The organism is Phormidium tenue FACHB-1050 (assembly GCF_014696925.1).
Lineage (GTDB): Bacteria > Cyanobacteriota > Cyanobacteriia > Pseudanabaenales > Pseudanabaenaceae > Pseudanabaena.
The window spans coordinates 58,672-76,183 of record NZ_JACJQY010000026.1 but is presented as its reverse complement, the minus strand read 5'-3'; the positions used below and the strand labels follow the sequence as shown (position 1 = coordinate 76,183).

The following is a 17,512-nucleotide window of genomic DNA, read 5'->3' as shown; positions in this document are numbered from 1 at the left end:
TGTGTCGGGTTCGCTTCGCTTTCGCTCGTCTCTCCCTTCAGCGCTTTATTAAGTTAGCAAGCTTAATTAACTTTGTCAAGCGTTTTCTTGAATAAAGTTTTTTAATACCTTTGACTCTACCCCTCTATCCCTCATGTCATAAGGGTCTTAGCCTTGAAAACTTTTTTTACTTTCTTTTGATGGGTGGCTCTAGAGTTTTTACTAGGGTGATTTGGTTACTGACTGACAATGTAGGGTGAGGGAATTGCCTGAATCTGCCCCGATCGCACAAGAGCTTGGTAGATGAAAGCTGCAACTTCGGCTCTAGTGGCAGGCCGATTAGGATTTAAGAGTTTTAGATTTGGATAATTGACAACCATACGGTTCTCAGTTGCAGCCGCTACACTGTTGCGAGCATAGGCAGGGATAGTGGTTGCATCTGAATACAGTTGCAAGGTTGTATTAGCAGGTTTAGTCGGTGCATAACCCAAGCCGTTAGCCAAAGAAACGAGAATTTGCACACGGGAAATATTTTCGTTGGGGCGGAATGTAGTGGCGGAATAGCCAGACATAAATCCTGTGGTGTAGGCTTTTTGAATAGCGGTAGTAGCCCAAAAGTTTGAGGCAACATCAGCGAAAGTTACATTGCTGCGCTTAGTGGGCCTATTCATTGCTTGACTTAGCAATGCGGCGAATTGCGCCCTTGTTACAGGATCATTGGGGCGAAAATTACCATCAGGGAAACCTTTAATGATATTTCTGGAGGCTAGCTCTTGGATAAAAGTTTGCGCCCAATAGTTGTTAGGGACATCTTTGAAGGCAACTTGAGCTGTAGGGGTAGTGGGGGTGGATGGTGATGTAATTGGTGAGGTTGGCTGAACTAGATCGACTGAACCTTGAACACGCTTGGGATCAACTTGGTTGCCGATCGCTACAACAGTGACTCCAGAGGCATTATTGATATCAGTTTGTTTATTGTTTTGAAAAATATTTTGACCAGGATTTGAGGTTGTACCAAGATCGACAGTAGGTTGACCTCTGCGATCTTTCAAAATTACTAGTCCATTTTCTTGATTATTGGCAATGAGATTATTGCGAAATGAGGGCATAGATAGATTCGAGACAACAATGCCACCTCGGTTGTTGACGATACGATTAGAGACTACAGCAACCCTGGAATTTTGCCCGATCGCTAGTCCAAAGCCCGTGTTATCAAAGGTGTTGGACTGAATTAGCCCTGTGCTTGTCCCAAGGGCGGAGAGTCCATTAGCCCCATTTTTAGTAAAAATGTTGTTGCTGATATTTGCGGAGGTTGCACCTGTGAGGAACACACCGTCATGAGTAGAATTAGCAAACGTATTGTTAGTAATGGTGACGTTTTGGGCAGATTCTAGCCAAAGAGCATAGCCTCTGGGATTCTTATTGGTGAGGGTAATACCTTCAATGCGAGAACCATTTGCTGCGAGTACGGCGATATTTTGTTGGGCAAAAGTAGGGCTAACGAAGCGATTTCCTCCTGAAACAATGATTTCTTGCCCTTGATTAGCAGGGTTGCCCCGCAAAGTTACACCTGCGGGAATAAGAAGGGGAAATTTTTCACCCGTTTCGGCTGAGTAAGTCCCAGAGGCTAGCTGAATGATTGCACCACTTTGAAGATTTTTATTGAGTGCGGCTGTTAGCGATCTCAGTGGTTGATCAGCCGAGAGTCCTGAGTTAGCGTCTGAACCTTTAGGGGAAACAAAGATAATGACATTGGCTTGGGCAACTTGCAGCGTGGTTGGTAAAGTTGTGTTAGCTGGAGTGACATTTTGAGCGATCGCGGACTCAGTTAATGTGACAATTTGAGATAGTCCAAAAGTAAAAAGAAATGCAAGTCTCAGAGATGTCCGTGAAAGTGACATAAATTTATCCTCTACAATTTATTTAAGTCTCAAATTTTTAAGTCTTGAATATGTCGAGCTTGACGCGAAGTACCTCAAATAGTTTCTTGAGGGGCTTTGTGTAAAGGCTCTCAAAACTCCAACTAAATATACAGCCAAGTTTTAATTTTGGTTTTGCATCGATCGAGGTATTTGTGAGTTCACTTCCTGTTCCGTCCCATATCCATTATGAGCTTTTACTTCAGTTGCTGGAACGTCAGACCTTACCAGCGTTACATTCTGAGATGAAGCAACCGCATATGGCAACAAAGATGAATGTTTCTAGAGAACATCTTCAGGCAGCCATTATTAATCTCCGTAAGGCTTTTGCTTTGCAAAAGCAAGTTGAAGATTTATGCGAGTATCACGGTATTCAAGTTTCCTATCGTTGGTCATTGAGTGAGTCAGAGCAAGAGATGGGGAAATCATTAAAGGAAATTTCTAATCCATCGAAAGATTCATAGTTAGTTCACCCAAGCCCCAAAAGAAAAGACATCACAAAGTGATGTCTTTTCTTTTGGGGCTTGGGTTTGTAAGTCTAGATCGTAATTGTGACGAAATTGTTACAATAGAGCAAAGTTATTTGTAAATATTTATGGTTCAGACTGCATCACCTACTTTTTCGCGTGAAGATTGGCAAAAGGGATATGAGTCGCTGCGTACTGAAACGTCTTATTGGATTGATGACATTGAGGGAGAAATCCCCTCAGAACTAGAGGGAACTTTATTTCGTAATGGACCTGGGCAGCTTGATATTAACGGGCAGAAATATGGACATCCCTTTGATGGTGATGGCATGGTCTGCGCGATCGCCTTTAAAGATGGCAAGGCACATTTTGCAAATCAATTTGTAAAAACGCCTGAGTTTATTGCTGAGCAGAAAGCGGGCAAAATTTTATATCGGGGCGTGTTTGGCACGCAAAAGGCTGGGGGCTGGCTGAGCAATATATTTGATTTGCGAAATAAAAATGTTGCCAATACAAATGTGGTGTATCAGGGCGGCAAGTTACTGGCTTTATGGGAAGCAGCACGTCCCTATTCACTTAATCCTCAAAGTTTAGATACTTTGGGGCAAGAAACTTTTGATGGTAAGTTAGCGGCGGGGCAAGTCTTTACAGCGCATCCCAGACGTGACGATCGCACAGGTGATTTATGGGGCTTTGGGGTGCAACCAGGACCAAAGTCTACGATTTCGATCTATCGGGTCACAAATCAGGGTGAATTATCGACGGAATCTCAGGTTAAGGTTTCGGGATTTTGTTTCTTGCATGATTTTGCCTATACGCCAAACTATCGGATTTTTATGCAAAATCCTGTGTCCTTTAAGCCTTTACCCTTTATGTTGGGCTTGGCGACAGCAGGAGAATGTATAGAGTTAAAGCCAAATTCTCCCAGTCAGTTTTTACTAATCGATCGCCAAGGCAATTTGCAAACCATTGAAACTGATCCTTGTTTCGTGTTTCATCATTGCAATGCCTATGAAGAGGGTAACGAAATTATTGTGGATTCAGTTTGTTATCCTGACTATCCCAAGTTGGAGCCAAATACCGATTTCCGCGAAATTGATTTTGACAAGGTCATTGCGGGTCAGCTATGGCGATTTACGATTAATCCTAAGCTTGGCACAGTAAAACGCGAAATGCTCTTAGAACGCTCCTGTGAGTTTCCTGTGGTGCATCCCCGTTGCATGGGACAGAAATATCGTTACGCCTATATCGGCGCGATCGCTAAAGAATCTGGCAACGCACCTTTACAAGCGATCGCCAAAGTCGATATGGCAACTGGGAAACAAGAATTTCATAGTTTTGCACCACGCGGTTTTATTAGTGAGCCAATTTTTGTACCACGCGATCGCGATAACCATAGTGCTGAGGACGCTGGCTGGGTGCTAACTTTAATTTTTGATGCCGCACATAACCGCTCAGATTTAGTAGTACTAGATGCTCAAAATATTACTGGTAAACCGCTGGCGACCTTGCATTTAAAACATCATGTGCCTTATGGCTTACATGGTAGCTTTACTCACGAAGTATTTTAAAAAAAGCGGCTCAAAGAGCCGCTTTTTTTAAAATAGATCCAGAGGAAAATGCCCGTGAGTTCCGCTATAACCATCAGTGAAATCTGTATGCAAAGATATCAATACACCACGGTATGTACCTTTGTAATTGTCTAGATGATAGCGACGACTGCGGGGATTGTACTTAAGATATACGCCATCTGCGATCGCAGATAAGTCCGCCTCAGGTAACTCGTAGCGAAAATGAGCAGCATAATTTTGAAGAGCCTGCAAAGCTTCGGCTATGGTGTCAGCACAGATCCCAAAAATGTGATAATCAGCCTGTTTAGTTAAGTAATCTAAGGCTTCACGAATTTGCGATCGCCGCTCAATAGTTGCCGATGCCACATCTAAGTCGCTTAGTTCCCAGAGAATGCGCTCAGCATCAGCGACGGTTAGATTATTGCCCATGGGTTTCTAAGTTAAGGAGGAGCTAAATTATATTATGAACATTAACGAAGAAATTGCTCGCTTGCGAGATCTTTTACCTGCATCTTGGCGAATGACCACATCAATTAAGTCAAAGCCAGAACAATCTGAGCTTATCTCAAGTTCACAAATATTTCCTTGGCAAAAAGGAACACAAATAGACATAAATTTTCGCCTATGGCGGCAACTACCTGAAGCCCACAGAGATCTATTACTTTTACATGAAATAAGCTGGAGACAACAGACAAAATGGCTACAAATAGGAACCTATCAGGGGGTAGCCGCCATGTCTTTAGTGGGAGGAATTGTTGAAGCCGTGCAGGGAGATGTTACAGGAATAGCGATCGCCATACTACTAGGCACAATCGGTATCAATCAAATTTTACGTAAGAATAAAAGCTCGCAAATCCAAATCCAAGCTGATGGAGAAGCTATTGCAGTTGCTCAAAAACGTGGTTATGGTGAAGCCGAAGCAGCTAGAGCACTACTTGAAGCTATTCCTGCGGCGGCTAAGTTAATGGGGCGCAATACGCCTGACTTTACAGAGTTAATCCGTTGTCAAAATTTACGGGCGATCGCGGGTCTATCAAAAACTACTATTCCTGAAACAGGCTTTAATGATTTCTAAATACTCTCTTTCCACCCAAGAATCAGTGGTGCGGCGCGAAGCGCCGCACCACTGATTCTTGAGTTTTGCTTTTGTCCTAAAACTATCGACGGTAGCTATAGTAAGTACTTGTGCATAATTAATTTTGTCTAGCTACTTAGAACAACTAGTGCCAAAACCTATAGAAATGATAGGAATAATTGTTTTTTTGATCGCTTATAGTAATGGAAAATAAAAATAGACTAGTAATCCCAGATATAAAATTGATTTTGTGCTAACATTTATTCCTTTATAAGATTAAGGTTATGCTGTACTCAGCACATCCAATCCTCAATATAGAAGATTTCTTATGAGTAGTTGTAGAAATGCGCTAGAAGAATTGGTAATCGAAGAAGCAGAGGCTCAGTACAAACGATTAGGTGCTGATGTAAAAAAGCGCGTCGATCTTAGTGAAGTAATTGCTTACACCCTCAATCGCTTACCGCCAATGTATGCAACTACTCAACGCGGCTGGGTACAACAACGAAAAAAAGCTGAGCAAGAATTAGGATCAGCAATCACCAAAACAGTCCGAAATGGATTTTTGAGTACACAGAGCGATGTCTTAAGACAAAATGATCCAATACCTGACCATGAACTGATCAGTCAAGCGCGATCGCTTTTTAAATTACGCAAATTATTTAGTAAAGACTATCTGAAGTGGAAAGATGTTCCCGATATTGTTAGAGATGCTTTGGATTCAGGATACTTTCAGAGTCTCGCTAGTGGCGGCTATGTAAGCCCAGATAGGCGTAATTCTCTTTTAGCTCGTAGCTATGCATTACGGCGCAAGACAACAGCGATCTTACCCACCGCATCTTCTAATAAGGTATCTAATAAAACCGAGAAAGATATTTCAACCGAAATTAAAGACTTTGAGTCTTATATGTCGGGCACTATTTATCGATATAGCAATATTCTTGAAAGTCTTGTAACAGCGATCGTCGAGCGCCGAGTTAATCGACTTGATGAAGCAGTTCAGAACAAAATAAATATTGATGATGTAGCTGCCTACGTTCTTAATCGCTTACCACCAATGTATGCCACTAGTCGTCGTGGATTACAAAATTTGCGTCAACGAGTTAAGTCCGAAATGACAAGCCAGATTATCAGTATTGTCAAGGAAGCTCTGAATAGAGTCGTACAAGCTCCTGAGAGAGCTTTGTCTCCTCTGCCTTTTGAAAAATTCAATGTTGAACTAGAAGACGCTTTAGTCCAATTACGAGAGCTACTCGGACGGGATGATATTACATGGCGTAATATCGCGGAAATTGTCGAAGAATGCTTAAGAGCACCCAAATCTAATTATCCAGTTTGGCGTGCAAAGCACGATGTCTAATAACGATTGCTATAGTAGCAATAGTAAATTTATCCACAACTGAATCAAATTAATTAATATGCTTAGCCCTATTTTGCAAACTAAGATCGAGAGCCAGATCAGCAACAATAAAATCATGCTCTATATTAAAGGCACTGCTCAACAACCTCAATGTGGATTTTCAGCAGCAGTCGTACAGGTTTTTAATTCACTGGGACAGCCTTACGAAACTGAAAATATTCTTGAAGATGGCGAATTACGCCAAGGTTTAAAGGAATTCTCTAGTTGGCCAACTTTTCCTCAAGTTTATATCGATGGTGAGTTTGTCGGTGGGTGCGACATCGTGATGGAACTAAATAATCGCGGTGAACTGGCTACAATCGTCCAAGAGGCGGTCAGTAAATAAAAAAAGGGGCGCTTCGCGCCCCTTTTTTTATAGAACATTTGATAATGCTTTCTTAGTTCTTTTCCAAGCCCAAGAGCCAAGCCCAAATACGATCAAACTAAAAACAATTAGCACTATTTGAAAACCAATTTGTTGCTTGCCACCATTGTGGACACCGAATACACCTGTTAAAAAATCTAGAGAAAGTGCAATCACCGCAAGGGGCAAACTAGCAGCTATATTTTCACCATTATTTAATAAGCCAAAAACTTTACCGCGCATATTTTCAGGAGTATGTTCTTGAATGACTGTTCGCATCGGAATCACGATTAAAGCACCATTGACACCGATGAATCCCCCAATAAACCAAGCAACCCATTGATTAGTTACGAAAGCAAACATCAATAAACCGATCGCCATCCCAATAAAACCAACAAATGGTAAAGGTCGATGGGTAAACTTTTTACCAAACTTCCCTAGGATCAGCGCCCCGATCGCTAAACCCACACCAACTGCTGCCACAAAAGAGCCAAATTCTTCACGATTACCTGTAACCACTTCAGCGAGGTTAAGTGACAGTTTTTGCATCGCTCCCAAAACCGCGTATAACAACACTAACTGCAACATTGCCCCACCAATTAAATGATTGTGACGCACATATTGAAAGGCATCTCTTAAATCAGTCCATACTCCTGAGCCGACTTTTTTAGGATGGATAATCTCATCTTTGGGTAAAGCAAACAGAAAAAAGCCAGATATCAAATAGAGACTACCTAGTAAAACTTCACGACTATAGGCTCTGGCTTCAGGGAAAATCCCTAGGGTAAATCCCAGCAGTGGTGCGCCGATCGCAAAGCCAACGATTAATGAACCTACTTCTGTAACGGTAAATAGAGCATTAGCAGGAAAAAGATCGCTTTTGGGTACAACTAGGGCGATCGCAGATTGTTCAGCAGGTGCAAAAATATTGGTGAAAGTGGAAATAATGAATGTAATCAGTAGCAATACTGGTAAAGAACGTGGGGCAAAAGGAATAACAAACAGACAAGCTGCTCGCAAAAAATTGCATAAAATTAATACTTCGCGCTTGGGATTCCAATCCACAAAAATCCCTGCGATCGATCCCAAAAATATGGCTGGCAAGGTCATCGCAATCATGATCGATGACTCTCTAGTATTCACATCACTGCCACCATCAGCAACAGCAAGGGCAATCAGCAAAATCAGGACGACTTTATCAACTAACTGAGCCAATATTTGGGCGAGCCACAATGCCAAAAATTGACGATTACGCAAAACTGCTAAATAGCCAGCAGTTGGATTTAGATCGGGTTGAGACATCAATTAAAGTAGCTAAAGTAGCATTCAGATAAACATTGTATAGCGATACGAAAGGCGGCGCGAACCGCCGCCTTTCATGATTTTGATTACGAGATATAATTTAAAACAGTCTGTGAGAGAGGGATTCAGCTATATTCATGAGAATTGCCTCCTTGATGTCCCCAGTTTTTCCTGACGCTTGGATTCGAGATCAGGGCGATCGCTTTTCCCCCTAGCAAATGGGATCACATCTGCCGCCGACATTTCTCTAGCTGACCGAATTAGCAGCCCCGCAATAAATAAACAAGATAGCGTCGAGCTACCACCATAACTTAAAAAAGGAAAAGGCAGTCCCGTTGTTGGCAATACACCCGTAGCCACGCCCACATTCAAAAGTGATTGCACCACAATTAAAGCTGTTGAACCCAGAGCAATCAAGCGAATTACTGGATCTTTGCATTTATAAGTCACGGACAAACCTATCGTGCCGTAAATCATCACTAGCAATAGCAGACAAATCCCCCCAAACAAGCCAAATTCCTCTGCAAAAACCGCAAAAATAAAGTCAGTATATTGAATCGGTAAAAAGAGCTTTTGCTGAGACAAGCCAAATCCAGTCCCCCACAAACCGCCAGATCCGATCGCCATTAAACTCTGCACCAATTGATAGCCATCTCCTGCTTGATCTTGCCAAGGATCAAGAAATGACATAATTCGCCGCCGTTGATATTCCCGAAATGAGACACTTGCTACAGCGACACATGTACCTAAAGCCGCAGTCCCAAGAAGTTGGAGGTTTGGCAGTCCTGCCCCTAAAGCAATCAACCACAGTGTAATCCCACAAAGAGCCGTCACACTCAAGCTAGGCTGCATCAAAATACCGCCTAGTACCAATAAAAACACCAACAGCCATCCAATCTTTGCTTTCCAAGGTGTACGATTCCAGTTACCAAAAAGCTGAGCTGCTTGCAAAATTAGAAAAGGCTTGATTAGCTCTGAGGGTTGTAATAGAAATGAGCTTGATCCCACCGATAACCATCTTGTCGCAGCGTTGCGCGTTGTCCCTATGCCTGGAATATGCGTTGCATAGAGCATAGCCAGAATAATGAACAAAAAGATTGGGCTGATTTTGAGCATGAACTTTAATGGCAAATGCACGATTACATTAAAAATCAATAGACCAATTACAGCCCAAGCCAATTGATATTTGAAATATAACGTGCCATCTTTGAAAGTAAGATCAGCTACGGGATAGGATGCCGAAAAAAGGACAGCTAACCCAGCGAACAGCCATAAAAAAGTCAGCCAGCGCAGGAGACGGGCTTCTGTCGCCCATTTATCCACGGTGCGATCAAAAAATGGAAATACCTGAAGAATCTGGAAGAGTTTCACGGCTAAAGGGGGGGACTTAAGGGTTGGTGATTGCTATACGCTACAAGATAGCTTGCAATATTTTTGTTGCGGTTTTCGTGATGCTATTTTAACCACGATTTTTCGCGATCGCTGAAAACAAAAATTATTTATGGCATTTCTCATCCTAGTGAAGTAAGAGTGGGACAAATCAAAACCCAGTAATCAAGTAGTGGCGCAAAGCTCCGCTACTTGATTACTGGGTTTGTGTTCCAACAAGACTAGTGACAGTTATACTGATAATTTCAGGAAGTATAGAATATAACAAAGCAAGTTTTGCTTAGGACATAAAACCCAAGAATCGAGTGGCGGCGCGAAGCGCCGCCGCTCGATTCTTGGGTTTTGGGTTGTACTAGCTAACTCTTTTTTTGCTATAGAAAAAATGGCGATCGCGGTAGAGTGGTCTTATCTGCAAGGACAGGCGAAACAGCCTGATATTGGTAAGACTGTCGATCTGGCGATGGAGGCGATCGAGCGGGAAAATGCGAAGCGGCTTAAGGGGATTTTGCCAAAGGTTTATGGTCAGCAAAAGTTAGACCAGAAATCTTTGGGTGGGTTAATCGATTTGATTGGGTCGATTACGCTAGGGGATGCGGAGGCTCAGGCTCAGGATGTTTTGGGGCGGGTTTATGAGTATTTTTTGGGACAGTTTGCCCTTGCTGAAGGTAAGAAGGGCGGACAGTTCTATACGCCTGAAAGTATTGTGCGGTTATTGGTGGAGATTTTAGAGCCTTACAATGGGCGGGTGTTTGACCCTTGCTGTGGTTCGGGTGGGATGTTTGTCCAGAGTGAGAAGTTTGTCCAAAATCATCAGGGGCGGTTGGATAATCTGTCGATCTATGGTCAGGAGAGCAACGAGACTACATACAAGTTATGTCGAATGAATTTAGCTTTGCGGGGGATTGATGGTTCCAATATTAAGTGGAATCCTGAAGGGTCATTTTTGAATGATGCCCATAAAGACCTCAAGGCGGATTTTGTGATTGCGAATCCTCCTTTTAATGACAGTGATTGGGGCGGTGATTTATTACAAAATGATGGGCGTTGGCAATATGGCAAGCCGCCACAGGGCAGCGCTAATTTTGCATGGGTGCAACATTTCCTTTATCATTTGTCGCCTACGGGTTCGGCGGGGTTTGTGTTGTCTAATGGTTCGCTGTCGTCGAATACGAGTGGTGAGGGGGATATTCGCAAGGCTTTAGTGGTGCAAGATTTGGTGGACTGTATTGTGATGTTGCCGACGCAGCTTTTTTACAATACGGGGATTCCTGCTTGTTTGTGGTTTTTGAGTCGGTACAAGAATGGGAATAAGAACCGCGATCGCAAGGGTGAGGTGTTATTCATTGATGCTTCAGAGCTTGGCTATATGGTTAATCGCAGTAGTCGGGCGTTTACGGATGAGGAGATTAAGCGGATTGCCGATACTTATCATGCTTGGAAGCGGGTTCCCTCCCAGATTCCCTCCCCTAGCCCCTCCCAGAGGGAGGGGGACAAGAAGAATAGGCTGGAAGTCCCTCTCCCCTTGGGAGAGGGATTTAGGGAGAGGGGAATTTACCGCGATATCAAAGGGTTTTGCAAATCGGCAACTCTTGCAGATATTGAAAAGCATAATTTTGTGTTGACCCCAGGGCGTTATGTGGGGATTCCTGATGAGGTGGAGGATGATGTTAGTTTTGAGGACAGAATGAGTGCGCTTACAATGGCTTTAGGTGAGCAGATGCGCGAGGGTCAGCTTTTAGATGAGGAGATTAAAAAGCAGTTAGCTAAGGTTGGGTTTGTTGTTAGCGATCGCAATGTTGATTTTTGAGGTGTTTAATTATGAGTCAAATTATTTTAGAGACGGTTAAGCCTGTTGTTGTCGAGAAGTTGAGACATCTCGCCCAGAGACATCAACGATCGCTAGAAGCAGAAATTACGGCGATTTTAGAAAGGGCGACCGAAAATGAGCTAATAGCTACGCCTAAGAATCGAGGATGGTCGGCTGGTTTTTTTGAGGATGTTATTGGTGGATGGGAAGGTGAGCCATTGGTTCGTGAGCCTCAGCCAGAATATCAGGAGAGAGATTTTTCTTTATGACTTATTTACTCGATACTAATGTTTGTATCAAGCTGCTTAATAATAGCAATCGTTTAGTTGTTCAAAGATTTTCTGAGCAAAGCCCTGAGAACGTTAATCTATGTACAGTAGTTGCTTTTGAGCTTTTTTATGGAGCTTTTCGTAGCCAAAAAACTGGAGCTAATATTAATAAGTTAGAACGTTTTTTAGGTGAGTTTAATATTGTTGGTTTTGACAAAGAATCTGCAAGGGTTTGTGGTCAGGTTCGGGCTAATTTGAATAAAAAAGGTACTCCGATTGGTGTCTATGATTTACAAATTGCGGCGATCGCGATTGCAAATAATTTAGTTTTGGTAACTCATAACATAGGCGAGTTTAGCCGTGTGGATGGTTTGCAATATGAGGATTGGGAGGTTGAGCCATGACGTTTCAAGAACTTATTGATGCTATCGAAAGTTTACCAATAGAAGATCAGGATTATTTGTTTGAACTAATTCGTAAGCGACGGATCGAAAAGCGACGGGATGAAATTGCGGCTAATGCTAAGGAGGTGTTTAAGGCTGTGGAAATGGGAACGGCTAAACGAGGAAGTGTTGAGGATCTGATTGCTGATTTAGTAGCCGAAGACGAGATAAGCACTACTGCTTTTTGGGATGCAACTTTGAGATTTAGACAGAAAATACAACAGGAAAATATTGTTTTTACTGATGAAGATTTTGCGGGTTTACGCGATCGCTCTGTGGGTCGAGATATTGAGTTATGAGTATCGCGTTTTGCAGGATTGTATTTTGTTATGACCTGCCCTCTCCCCCCTGCCCCCTCTCCCAAAGGGAGAAGGGGAGTAATTTATTTTTTCTTGGCTTTTCTTGTCCCCCTCGCCCTCTGGGAGAGGGGCTAGGGGAGAGGGCAAATAATCGCTGAGTTAAAAGTTTTTTGTTTTGGGTTTTAAGGAAATAGTAAAGGTTGAATTTTGAGTTATGAGTGAGTGGAAGGAGACGATACTAGGTGATTTTTTAACATTTCAAAGAGGTTTTGATATTACAAAAAAGCAAATGGTCGAAGATGGAATATATGATGTTATATTTTCATCTGGTTTTGGTGGCAAACATAATGAATATAAGGTTGAATCACACGGAGTTGTTATAGGAAGAAAGGGAACACTTGGAACAGTTTTTTATTCTGAAAAACGATTTTGGGCTACAGATACAACACTATGGGTTAAAGATTTTCATGGGAATCATCCTAAGTTTGCTTACTACTTCTTGAAAACTTTAAATTTAGGACAATATGATTGTGGTTCCGCTAATCCTACGCTAAATAGAAATCATATACATACACTTAATATAAAATTTCCTACATCAACAACGGAACAAAAACAAATTGCTGATGTTTTATCTTGTCTTGATGCAAAGATTGAAAACTTGAGGCGACAAAATGAGACTTTGGAGCAAATAGCGCAGACGATCTTTAAGCATTGGTTTATAGATTTCGAGTTTCCTAATGCAGACGGTAAGCCCTATAAATCATCTGGTGGTGCGATGGTTGCCTCTGCGATCGGCGATATTCCCGAAGGTTGGAAAGTTGGGAAATTGGGGGATATTGTAGAAGTATTTATGGGATATCCATTCAAGAGTGAATTGTATAGTTTTAACTCAGGGATTAAGGTAGTTAGAGGTGAAAATGTCTCATTAGGTTTTTTGAGATGGGATACAGAAAAAAGATGGGAATATGATCTAGATTCATACACAGACTATTTCTTGTCCGTAAATGATTATGTAATAGGCATGGATGGTTCAAGAGTTGGTAGGAATAGAACAATTATTCTAGATTCTGATTTGCCATTAATTTTGGCTCAGAGAGTCGCAAGACTTAGAACAAAAGACAAGCATACTCAAGGCTATATAAACATTTTACTAATGAATAATAGGTTTGAAAAGTATGTTGATTTCATCAAAACAGGCACTTCAATTCCACATATTAGCGGTCAACAAATAAAAGATTTTGAGTGCATAATTCCTTTAAAAAAACAAATCGAAAAATTTAGCGGCTTTTATAATGCTTGGTCACAGAAAATAAGTGTTATTCGACAACAAATTCAAACCCTAACTAAAACCCGTGATTCTCTATTACCAAAACTAATGAGCGGTCAACTCCGCGTTAAGGAATAAACCATGAAATCAACCCTCACCGAAGATGAGATCGAACAATACCAACTGCAACTCTTGCAAACCCTCGGTTATGCCTACCATCACGGCTACGACCTCCAACCCGAAGGCAAAGACCAAGAGCGCGAAAACTTCGGTGATGTGGTTTTAAAAGACCGATTACAACAATCGATCCATCGCCTTAATCCCACCATTCCCGCCGATGCCCTCAACCAAGCCCAACGGGAAATCTTTAATATTGCCAGTTCCGACCTACTCAACAACAACGAAATATTCCATAAATACCTCACCGAAGGCATCACCGTTGAATATCAGAAAAACGGCGAAACCAGAGGTGAACCCGTCAAAGCGATCGACTGGCACAACATCGATAACAACGAATTTCTAGTAGTTAATCAATTTACCGTCATCGAAGATAACCACAACCGCCGCCCCGATCTGGTCATCTTTATCAACGGCTTGCCCCTCGTTGTCATCGAGCTAAAAAATGCCGTCGATGAAAAAGCCAACCTTCGCGCCGCCTATAACCAACTACAAACCTACAAAAGCGAAATCCCTAGCCTATTTACCTACAACGCCCTGCTAGTAATTTCCGATGGACTCTCCGCCCGTGCAGGTTCCCTCACCGCCGACTTTAACCGTTTTTCGGCATGGAAAACACCCACGGTTGAGAACCACATCAACGAATTAGAAATCTTGACCACAGGACTGCTCAACAAACAAACTCTTCTAGACCTGATCCGCCACTTCACCGTATTTGAAAAAACCCGTAGCGAAGACCTCAATACTGGCATAGTCAGCATTACCACGATTAAAAAAATCGCCGCCTATCACCAATACTACGCAGTTAATAAAGCCGTTGAATCGATCATTAAAGCTTGTGGATTTCCCTCCCCTAGCCCCTCCCAGAGGGAGGGGGACAAGAGTTTGGAAGTCCCTCTCCCTCTGGGAGAGGGATTTAGGGAGAGGGAAAATGAGGGATTTAGGGAGAGGGCAGAAAGTATCGAAAATTTGGGATACAAAGGAGGATTAGCAGTAACTACCCTGTTAGAACAAGTTAGAGAATTACGAAAAAATCAAACATCTGCGGAAAAAGTGTTTTGGGAAATTGTTAGAACAAAACGCTTTCTAGGCTTAAAATTTCGGCGACAACATCAGATCGGTAACTACATCGTTGATTTTTATTGTCACGATCGCAAATTAGTAATCGAACTTGATGGCGAGATTCACAATCAACCAGAACAACAGCAACGCGATCGCCAACGCAGTGAATATCTAAACTCGTTAGGGCTAACAGTTCTAAGATTCACCAATCAAGAAATCTCCCAAAACCTAGAAACCGTCCTCCAAAACCTACTAGATCTCCTGTCCCCCTCGCCCACTGGGAGAGGGGCTAGGGGAGAGGGTAGTTTGTCCCCCTCGCCCACTGGGAGAGGGGCTAGGGGAGAGGGCAATTTGTCCTTACAAGAAGGCAACCCTCGCAAGGGCGGCGTAATTTGGCATACCCAAGGAAGCGGCAAATCCCTCTCAATGGTATTTCTCGCAGGAAAACTGGTCTTAGACCCAAACCTCAATAATCCCACTGTGGTTATGCTGACCGATCGCAATGACCTCGACGATCAACTATTCGACACCTTCGCAGGTTGTCAGCAACTCCTCAGACAAGACCCACAACAAGCAGATAATCACGATCGAGTGCGTCAACTGCTCAACACCAACTCAGGCGGGATTATCTTTACCACCGTCCAGAAATTCTCCCCTGCCGATGGTGAAAGTCTCTATCCAAAAATTAGCGATCGCGCCAATATCATCGTCCTTGCTGATGAGGCACACCGTAGCCAGTATGGATTCACCGCCAAACAAGTCGATATCAAAGATGAAAATGGCAACATCACAGGCAAAGCTACCCGCTACGGATTCGCTAAATATATTCGTGATGCCCTACCCAATGCTTGCTTTGTCGGTTTCACAGGCACACCGATCGAACAAAGCGATAAAAATACCCCCGCCATTTTTGGCGACTACATCGACATTTACGACATCTCCCAAGCCGTTGCCGATGGTGCAACCGTCCCCATTTATTACGAAAGTCGCCTTGTTAAAGTTGACCTCGACGAAACAGGTCGTCAACTCCTCGATGAACTAGACGAAGACCTCGATTCCCTTCTCCCTTTGGGAGAGGGGCTAGGGGAGAGGGAACAAGCCAAAGCGAACCAAACTAGGATTGAAGCGATCGTCGGCTCAACCCAACGACTCCAACAAATCGCCCAAGATATCGTGACCCACTTTGAAGCGCGGCAACAGGTCAACAAAGGTAAAGCGATGATCGTCACCATGACCCGCAGAATTGCTGTAAATCTCTACGATGCGATCGTCAGACTCCGTCCCGATTGGCACAGCGACGAGCTGACCACAGGCAAAATTAAAGTCGTTTTCACTGCCAATGCCTCCGATGAAGAAAATCTGGTCAAACACCACACCAACAAAGCCAACCGTCAAACCCTAGCCCAACGCCTCAAAGACCCCGAAAACTCCCTCGAACTGGTCATAGTCTGCGATATGTGGCTAACGGGATTTGATGCCCCTTGTCTGCACACGATGTATATCGACAAGCCGCTTAAAAGTCATAACCTCATGCAAGCGATCGCCCGCATTAACCGTGTCTTCTTTGAGAAAACAGGCGGCTTAATTGTGGACTATCTCGGACTCGCCGCCGAACTCAAAAAAGCTCTATCCTTTTATGCCAACAGTGGCGGTAAAGGCGATCTCACCCTCAATCAAGATGTAGCCGTGGGGCTAATGCTTGCCAAACTAGAAATAGTCGAGCAGATCATGGCGGACTTTGCCTATGAGCATTACTTCGACAGCAGCACGGGCGAAAAGCTCAACATCCTCAAAAACGCCGCCAACTATGTCGCTACTCCCACGATTAAAGATCGGTTTTTCTCTGAACTTAACGCCCTATCTAAAGCTCATTCCTTAGCTGTCCCCCATCCCGAAGCGATCGCCGCCTCTGAGAAAATCTCCTTTTTCCAAGCCATCCAAGCCAGTCTCCGTAAACTTACAGGCGAAGGAGAAGGCGGAAATCTCAGCAACCACGACATCGAAACCGCGATCCGTCAGGTCGTAGATCAGGCTCTCGTATCTGATGCAGTGATTAATATTTTTGATGAAGCAGGAATAAAAAGCCCTGATATATCAATCATCTCCGATGAATTTATGGCAGAAGTGCGGGGCATGGAACATCAAAACCTCGCCGTTGAACTTCTGCAAAAACTGCTCAAGGATGAAATCAAAGCAAGTAGCCGTACCAACATTGTCCAAAGCCGCAAACTTGCCGATCTTCTCGAAGATGCCCTACGCCGCTATCGTAATCAAGTCATCAGCGTTACCGATATCCTCGAAGAATTGCTGAACATGGCAAAGGACACTAAGGCATCTCAAGCAAGAGGTGAAGAATTAAAACTAGAACCCTACGAACTAGCTTTTTACGATGCTCTTGCCAACAATCAAAGCGCTCAAGAAGTTATGGGCGTTGATAAATTACGAGAACTGGCGATCGTCCTATGCGATCGCATACGTAAAAACGCATCAATCGACTGGAACCTCAAGGAAAGCGTCAGAGCCAGAATGAAAGTTGCTGTGAAACGTTTACTCCGTCAATATGGCTATCCTCCCGATATGGAAGCTCTAGCAACAGAGCTAGTCTTAGAGCAAGCCAAAGTCTTTACTGAGTTTGAAATTTCCCAGAGTTAAGAGTCCCTTAGGACTTACGCAAAAATGTCTTTAAACCCGAACCACATCGTAAGGGCAATTCATGAATTGCCCTT

15 protein-coding genes are annotated in these 17,512 nt (G+C 43.2%); 11 read left to right on the top strand and 4 right to left on the bottom strand.

The annotated features are described in order from the left end of the window. Positions 1 to 215 precede the first annotated feature (215 nt). On the bottom strand, positions 216 to 1,880 hold the full coding sequence (locus tag H6G05_RS15735; protein WP_190579173.1) for a DUF1565 domain-containing protein: 1,665 nt from the start codon (positions 1,878 to 1,880) through the stop codon (positions 216 to 218). Between the two features lie 173 nt (positions 1,881 to 2,053). Here H6G05_RS15735 and H6G05_RS15730 point away from each other — a divergent pair, with 173 nt between their 5' ends. Together H6G05_RS15730 and H6G05_RS15725 are read left to right on the top strand one after the other, a co-directional pair. After that, positions 2,054 to 2,362, top strand: a complete 309-nt coding sequence (locus H6G05_RS15730) for a DUF5340 family protein (RefSeq protein ID WP_094531999.1) — start codon at positions 2,054 to 2,056, stop codon at positions 2,360 to 2,362. A 131-nt stretch (positions 2,363 to 2,493) separates the two neighbouring features. After that, positions 2,494 to 3,936, top strand: a complete 1,443-nt coding sequence (locus H6G05_RS15725; protein ID WP_190579171.1) for a carotenoid oxygenase family protein — start codon at positions 2,494 to 2,496, stop codon at positions 3,934 to 3,936. Positions 3,937 to 3,963: 27 nt separating this feature from the next. Here the strand turns inward: H6G05_RS15725 and H6G05_RS15720 are convergent, their stop codons facing one another. Beyond that, positions 3,964 to 4,365, bottom strand: coding sequence for a DUF1824 family protein (locus H6G05_RS15720; RefSeq protein WP_190579169.1), 402 nt, complete (start codon positions 4,363 to 4,365; stop codon positions 3,964 to 3,966). A 34-nt stretch (positions 4,366 to 4,399) separates the two neighbouring features. Between H6G05_RS15720 and H6G05_RS15715 the strand changes: the two genes are divergently transcribed. The 3 genes from H6G05_RS15715 (at position 4,400) to grxD (ending at position 6,753) form a co-directional block, all read left to right on the top strand. Then, the gene (locus H6G05_RS15715; RefSeq protein WP_190579167.1) at positions 4,400 to 5,011 is read left to right on the top strand and encodes a DUF3318 domain-containing protein; all 612 of its coding nucleotides are present in this window, start codon (positions 4,400 to 4,402) and stop codon (positions 5,009 to 5,011) included. 328 nt (positions 5,012 to 5,339) lie between these two features. Continuing rightward, a complete protein-coding gene (locus H6G05_RS15710) occupies positions 5,340 to 6,368 on the top strand; it encodes a late competence development ComFB family protein (protein ID WP_190579165.1) in 1,029 nt (342 codons plus the stop codon). 58 nt (positions 6,369 to 6,426) lie between these two features. Then, positions 6,427 to 6,753, top strand: coding sequence for a Grx4 family monothiol glutaredoxin (gene grxD, locus H6G05_RS15705; RefSeq protein WP_190579163.1), 327 nt, complete (start codon positions 6,427 to 6,429; stop codon positions 6,751 to 6,753). Positions 6,754 to 6,780: 27 nt separating this feature from the next. Here the strand turns inward: grxD and H6G05_RS15700 are convergent, their stop codons facing one another. Both H6G05_RS15700 and H6G05_RS15695 read right to left on the bottom strand, forming a co-directional pair. After that, on the bottom strand, positions 6,781 to 8,073 hold the full coding sequence (locus H6G05_RS15700; RefSeq protein ID WP_190579161.1) for an MFS transporter: 1,293 nt from the start codon (positions 8,071 to 8,073) through the stop codon (positions 6,781 to 6,783). 135 nt (positions 8,074 to 8,208) lie between these two features. Beyond that, positions 8,209 to 9,444 carry an FtsW/RodA/SpoVE family cell cycle protein gene (locus H6G05_RS15695; protein WP_190579159.1) on the bottom strand — a complete coding sequence of 412 codons (1,236 nt, stop codon included), beginning with the start codon at positions 9,442 to 9,444 and terminating at the stop codon, positions 8,209 to 8,211. Between the two features lie 400 nt (positions 9,445 to 9,844). On the opposite strand from H6G05_RS15695, the gene H6G05_RS15690 reads away from it, so the two are divergent. The 6 genes from H6G05_RS15690 (at position 9,845) to H6G05_RS15665 (ending at position 17,438) form a co-directional block, all read left to right on the top strand. Then, positions 9,845 to 11,269 carry an SAM-dependent methyltransferase gene (locus tag H6G05_RS15690; protein WP_242025559.1) on the top strand — a complete coding sequence of 475 codons (1,425 nt, stop codon included), beginning with the start codon at positions 9,845 to 9,847 and terminating at the stop codon, positions 11,267 to 11,269. 11 nt (positions 11,270 to 11,280) lie between these two features. Next, the gene (locus H6G05_RS15685; protein ID WP_190579183.1) at positions 11,281 to 11,538 is read left to right on the top strand and encodes a FitA-like ribbon-helix-helix domain-containing protein; all 258 of its coding nucleotides are present in this window, start codon (positions 11,281 to 11,283) and stop codon (positions 11,536 to 11,538) included. Continuing rightward, positions 11,535 to 11,942: a type II toxin-antitoxin system tRNA(fMet)-specific endonuclease VapC gene (gene vapC / locus H6G05_RS15680; RefSeq protein ID WP_190579157.1), complete on the top strand. Its 408-nt coding sequence runs from the start codon at positions 11,535 to 11,537 to the stop codon at positions 11,940 to 11,942. Before H6G05_RS15685 ends, vapC begins: the two co-directional genes overlap by 4 nt. Then, positions 11,939 to 12,280 carry a hypothetical protein gene (locus tag H6G05_RS15675; protein ID WP_190579156.1) on the top strand — a complete coding sequence of 114 codons (342 nt, stop codon included), beginning with the start codon at positions 11,939 to 11,941 and terminating at the stop codon, positions 12,278 to 12,280. Before vapC ends, H6G05_RS15675 begins: the two co-directional genes overlap by 4 nt. A gap of 214 nt (positions 12,281 to 12,494) precedes the next feature. Then, positions 12,495 to 13,685: a restriction endonuclease subunit S gene (locus H6G05_RS15670; RefSeq protein WP_190579154.1), complete on the top strand. Its 1,191-nt coding sequence runs from the start codon at positions 12,495 to 12,497 to the stop codon at positions 13,683 to 13,685. A gap of 3 nt (positions 13,686 to 13,688) precedes the next feature. After that, entirely contained in the window at positions 13,689 to 17,438 is a 3,750-nt protein-coding gene (locus H6G05_RS15665; protein WP_190579152.1) for an HsdR family type I site-specific deoxyribonuclease, read from the top strand. Positions 17,439 to 17,512 lie beyond the last annotated feature (74 nt).

What these genes read in the sequence shown, in the direction of transcription:
- H6G05_RS15735 (WP_190579173.1), bottom strand. Translation starts at nt 1,880, where the DNA reads ATGTCACTTTCACGGACATCTCTGAGACTTGCATTTCTTTTTACTTTT.
- H6G05_RS15725 (WP_190579171.1), top strand. Translation starts at nt 2,494, where the DNA reads ATGGTTCAGACTGCATCACCTACTTTTTCGCGTGAAGATTGGCAAAAG.
- H6G05_RS15720 (WP_190579169.1), bottom strand. Translation starts at nt 4,365, where the DNA reads ATGGGCAATAATCTAACCGTCGCTGATGCTGAGCGCATTCTCTGGGAA.
- H6G05_RS15715 (WP_190579167.1), top strand. Translation starts at nt 4,400, where the DNA reads ATGAACATTAACGAAGAAATTGCTCGCTTGCGAGATCTTTTACCTGCA.
- H6G05_RS15710 (WP_190579165.1), top strand. Translation starts at nt 5,340, where the DNA reads ATGAGTAGTTGTAGAAATGCGCTAGAAGAATTGGTAATCGAAGAAGCA.
- grxD (WP_190579163.1), top strand. Translation starts at nt 6,427, where the DNA reads ATGCTTAGCCCTATTTTGCAAACTAAGATCGAGAGCCAGATCAGCAAC.
- H6G05_RS15700 (WP_190579161.1), bottom strand. Translation starts at nt 8,073, where the DNA reads ATGTCTCAACCCGATCTAAATCCAACTGCTGGCTATTTAGCAGTTTTG.
- H6G05_RS15690 (WP_242025559.1), top strand. Translation starts at nt 9,845, where the DNA reads ATGGCGATCGCGGTAGAGTGGTCTTATCTGCAAGGACAGGCGAAACAG.
- H6G05_RS15685 (WP_190579183.1), top strand. Translation starts at nt 11,281, where the DNA reads ATGAGTCAAATTATTTTAGAGACGGTTAAGCCTGTTGTTGTCGAGAAG.
- vapC (WP_190579157.1), top strand. Translation starts at nt 11,535, where the DNA reads ATGACTTATTTACTCGATACTAATGTTTGTATCAAGCTGCTTAATAAT.
- H6G05_RS15675 (WP_190579156.1), top strand. Translation starts at nt 11,939, where the DNA reads ATGACGTTTCAAGAACTTATTGATGCTATCGAAAGTTTACCAATAGAA.
- H6G05_RS15670 (WP_190579154.1), top strand. Translation starts at nt 12,495, where the DNA reads ATGAGTGAGTGGAAGGAGACGATACTAGGTGATTTTTTAACATTTCAA.
- H6G05_RS15665 (WP_190579152.1), top strand. Translation starts at nt 13,689, where the DNA reads ATGAAATCAACCCTCACCGAAGATGAGATCGAACAATACCAACTGCAA.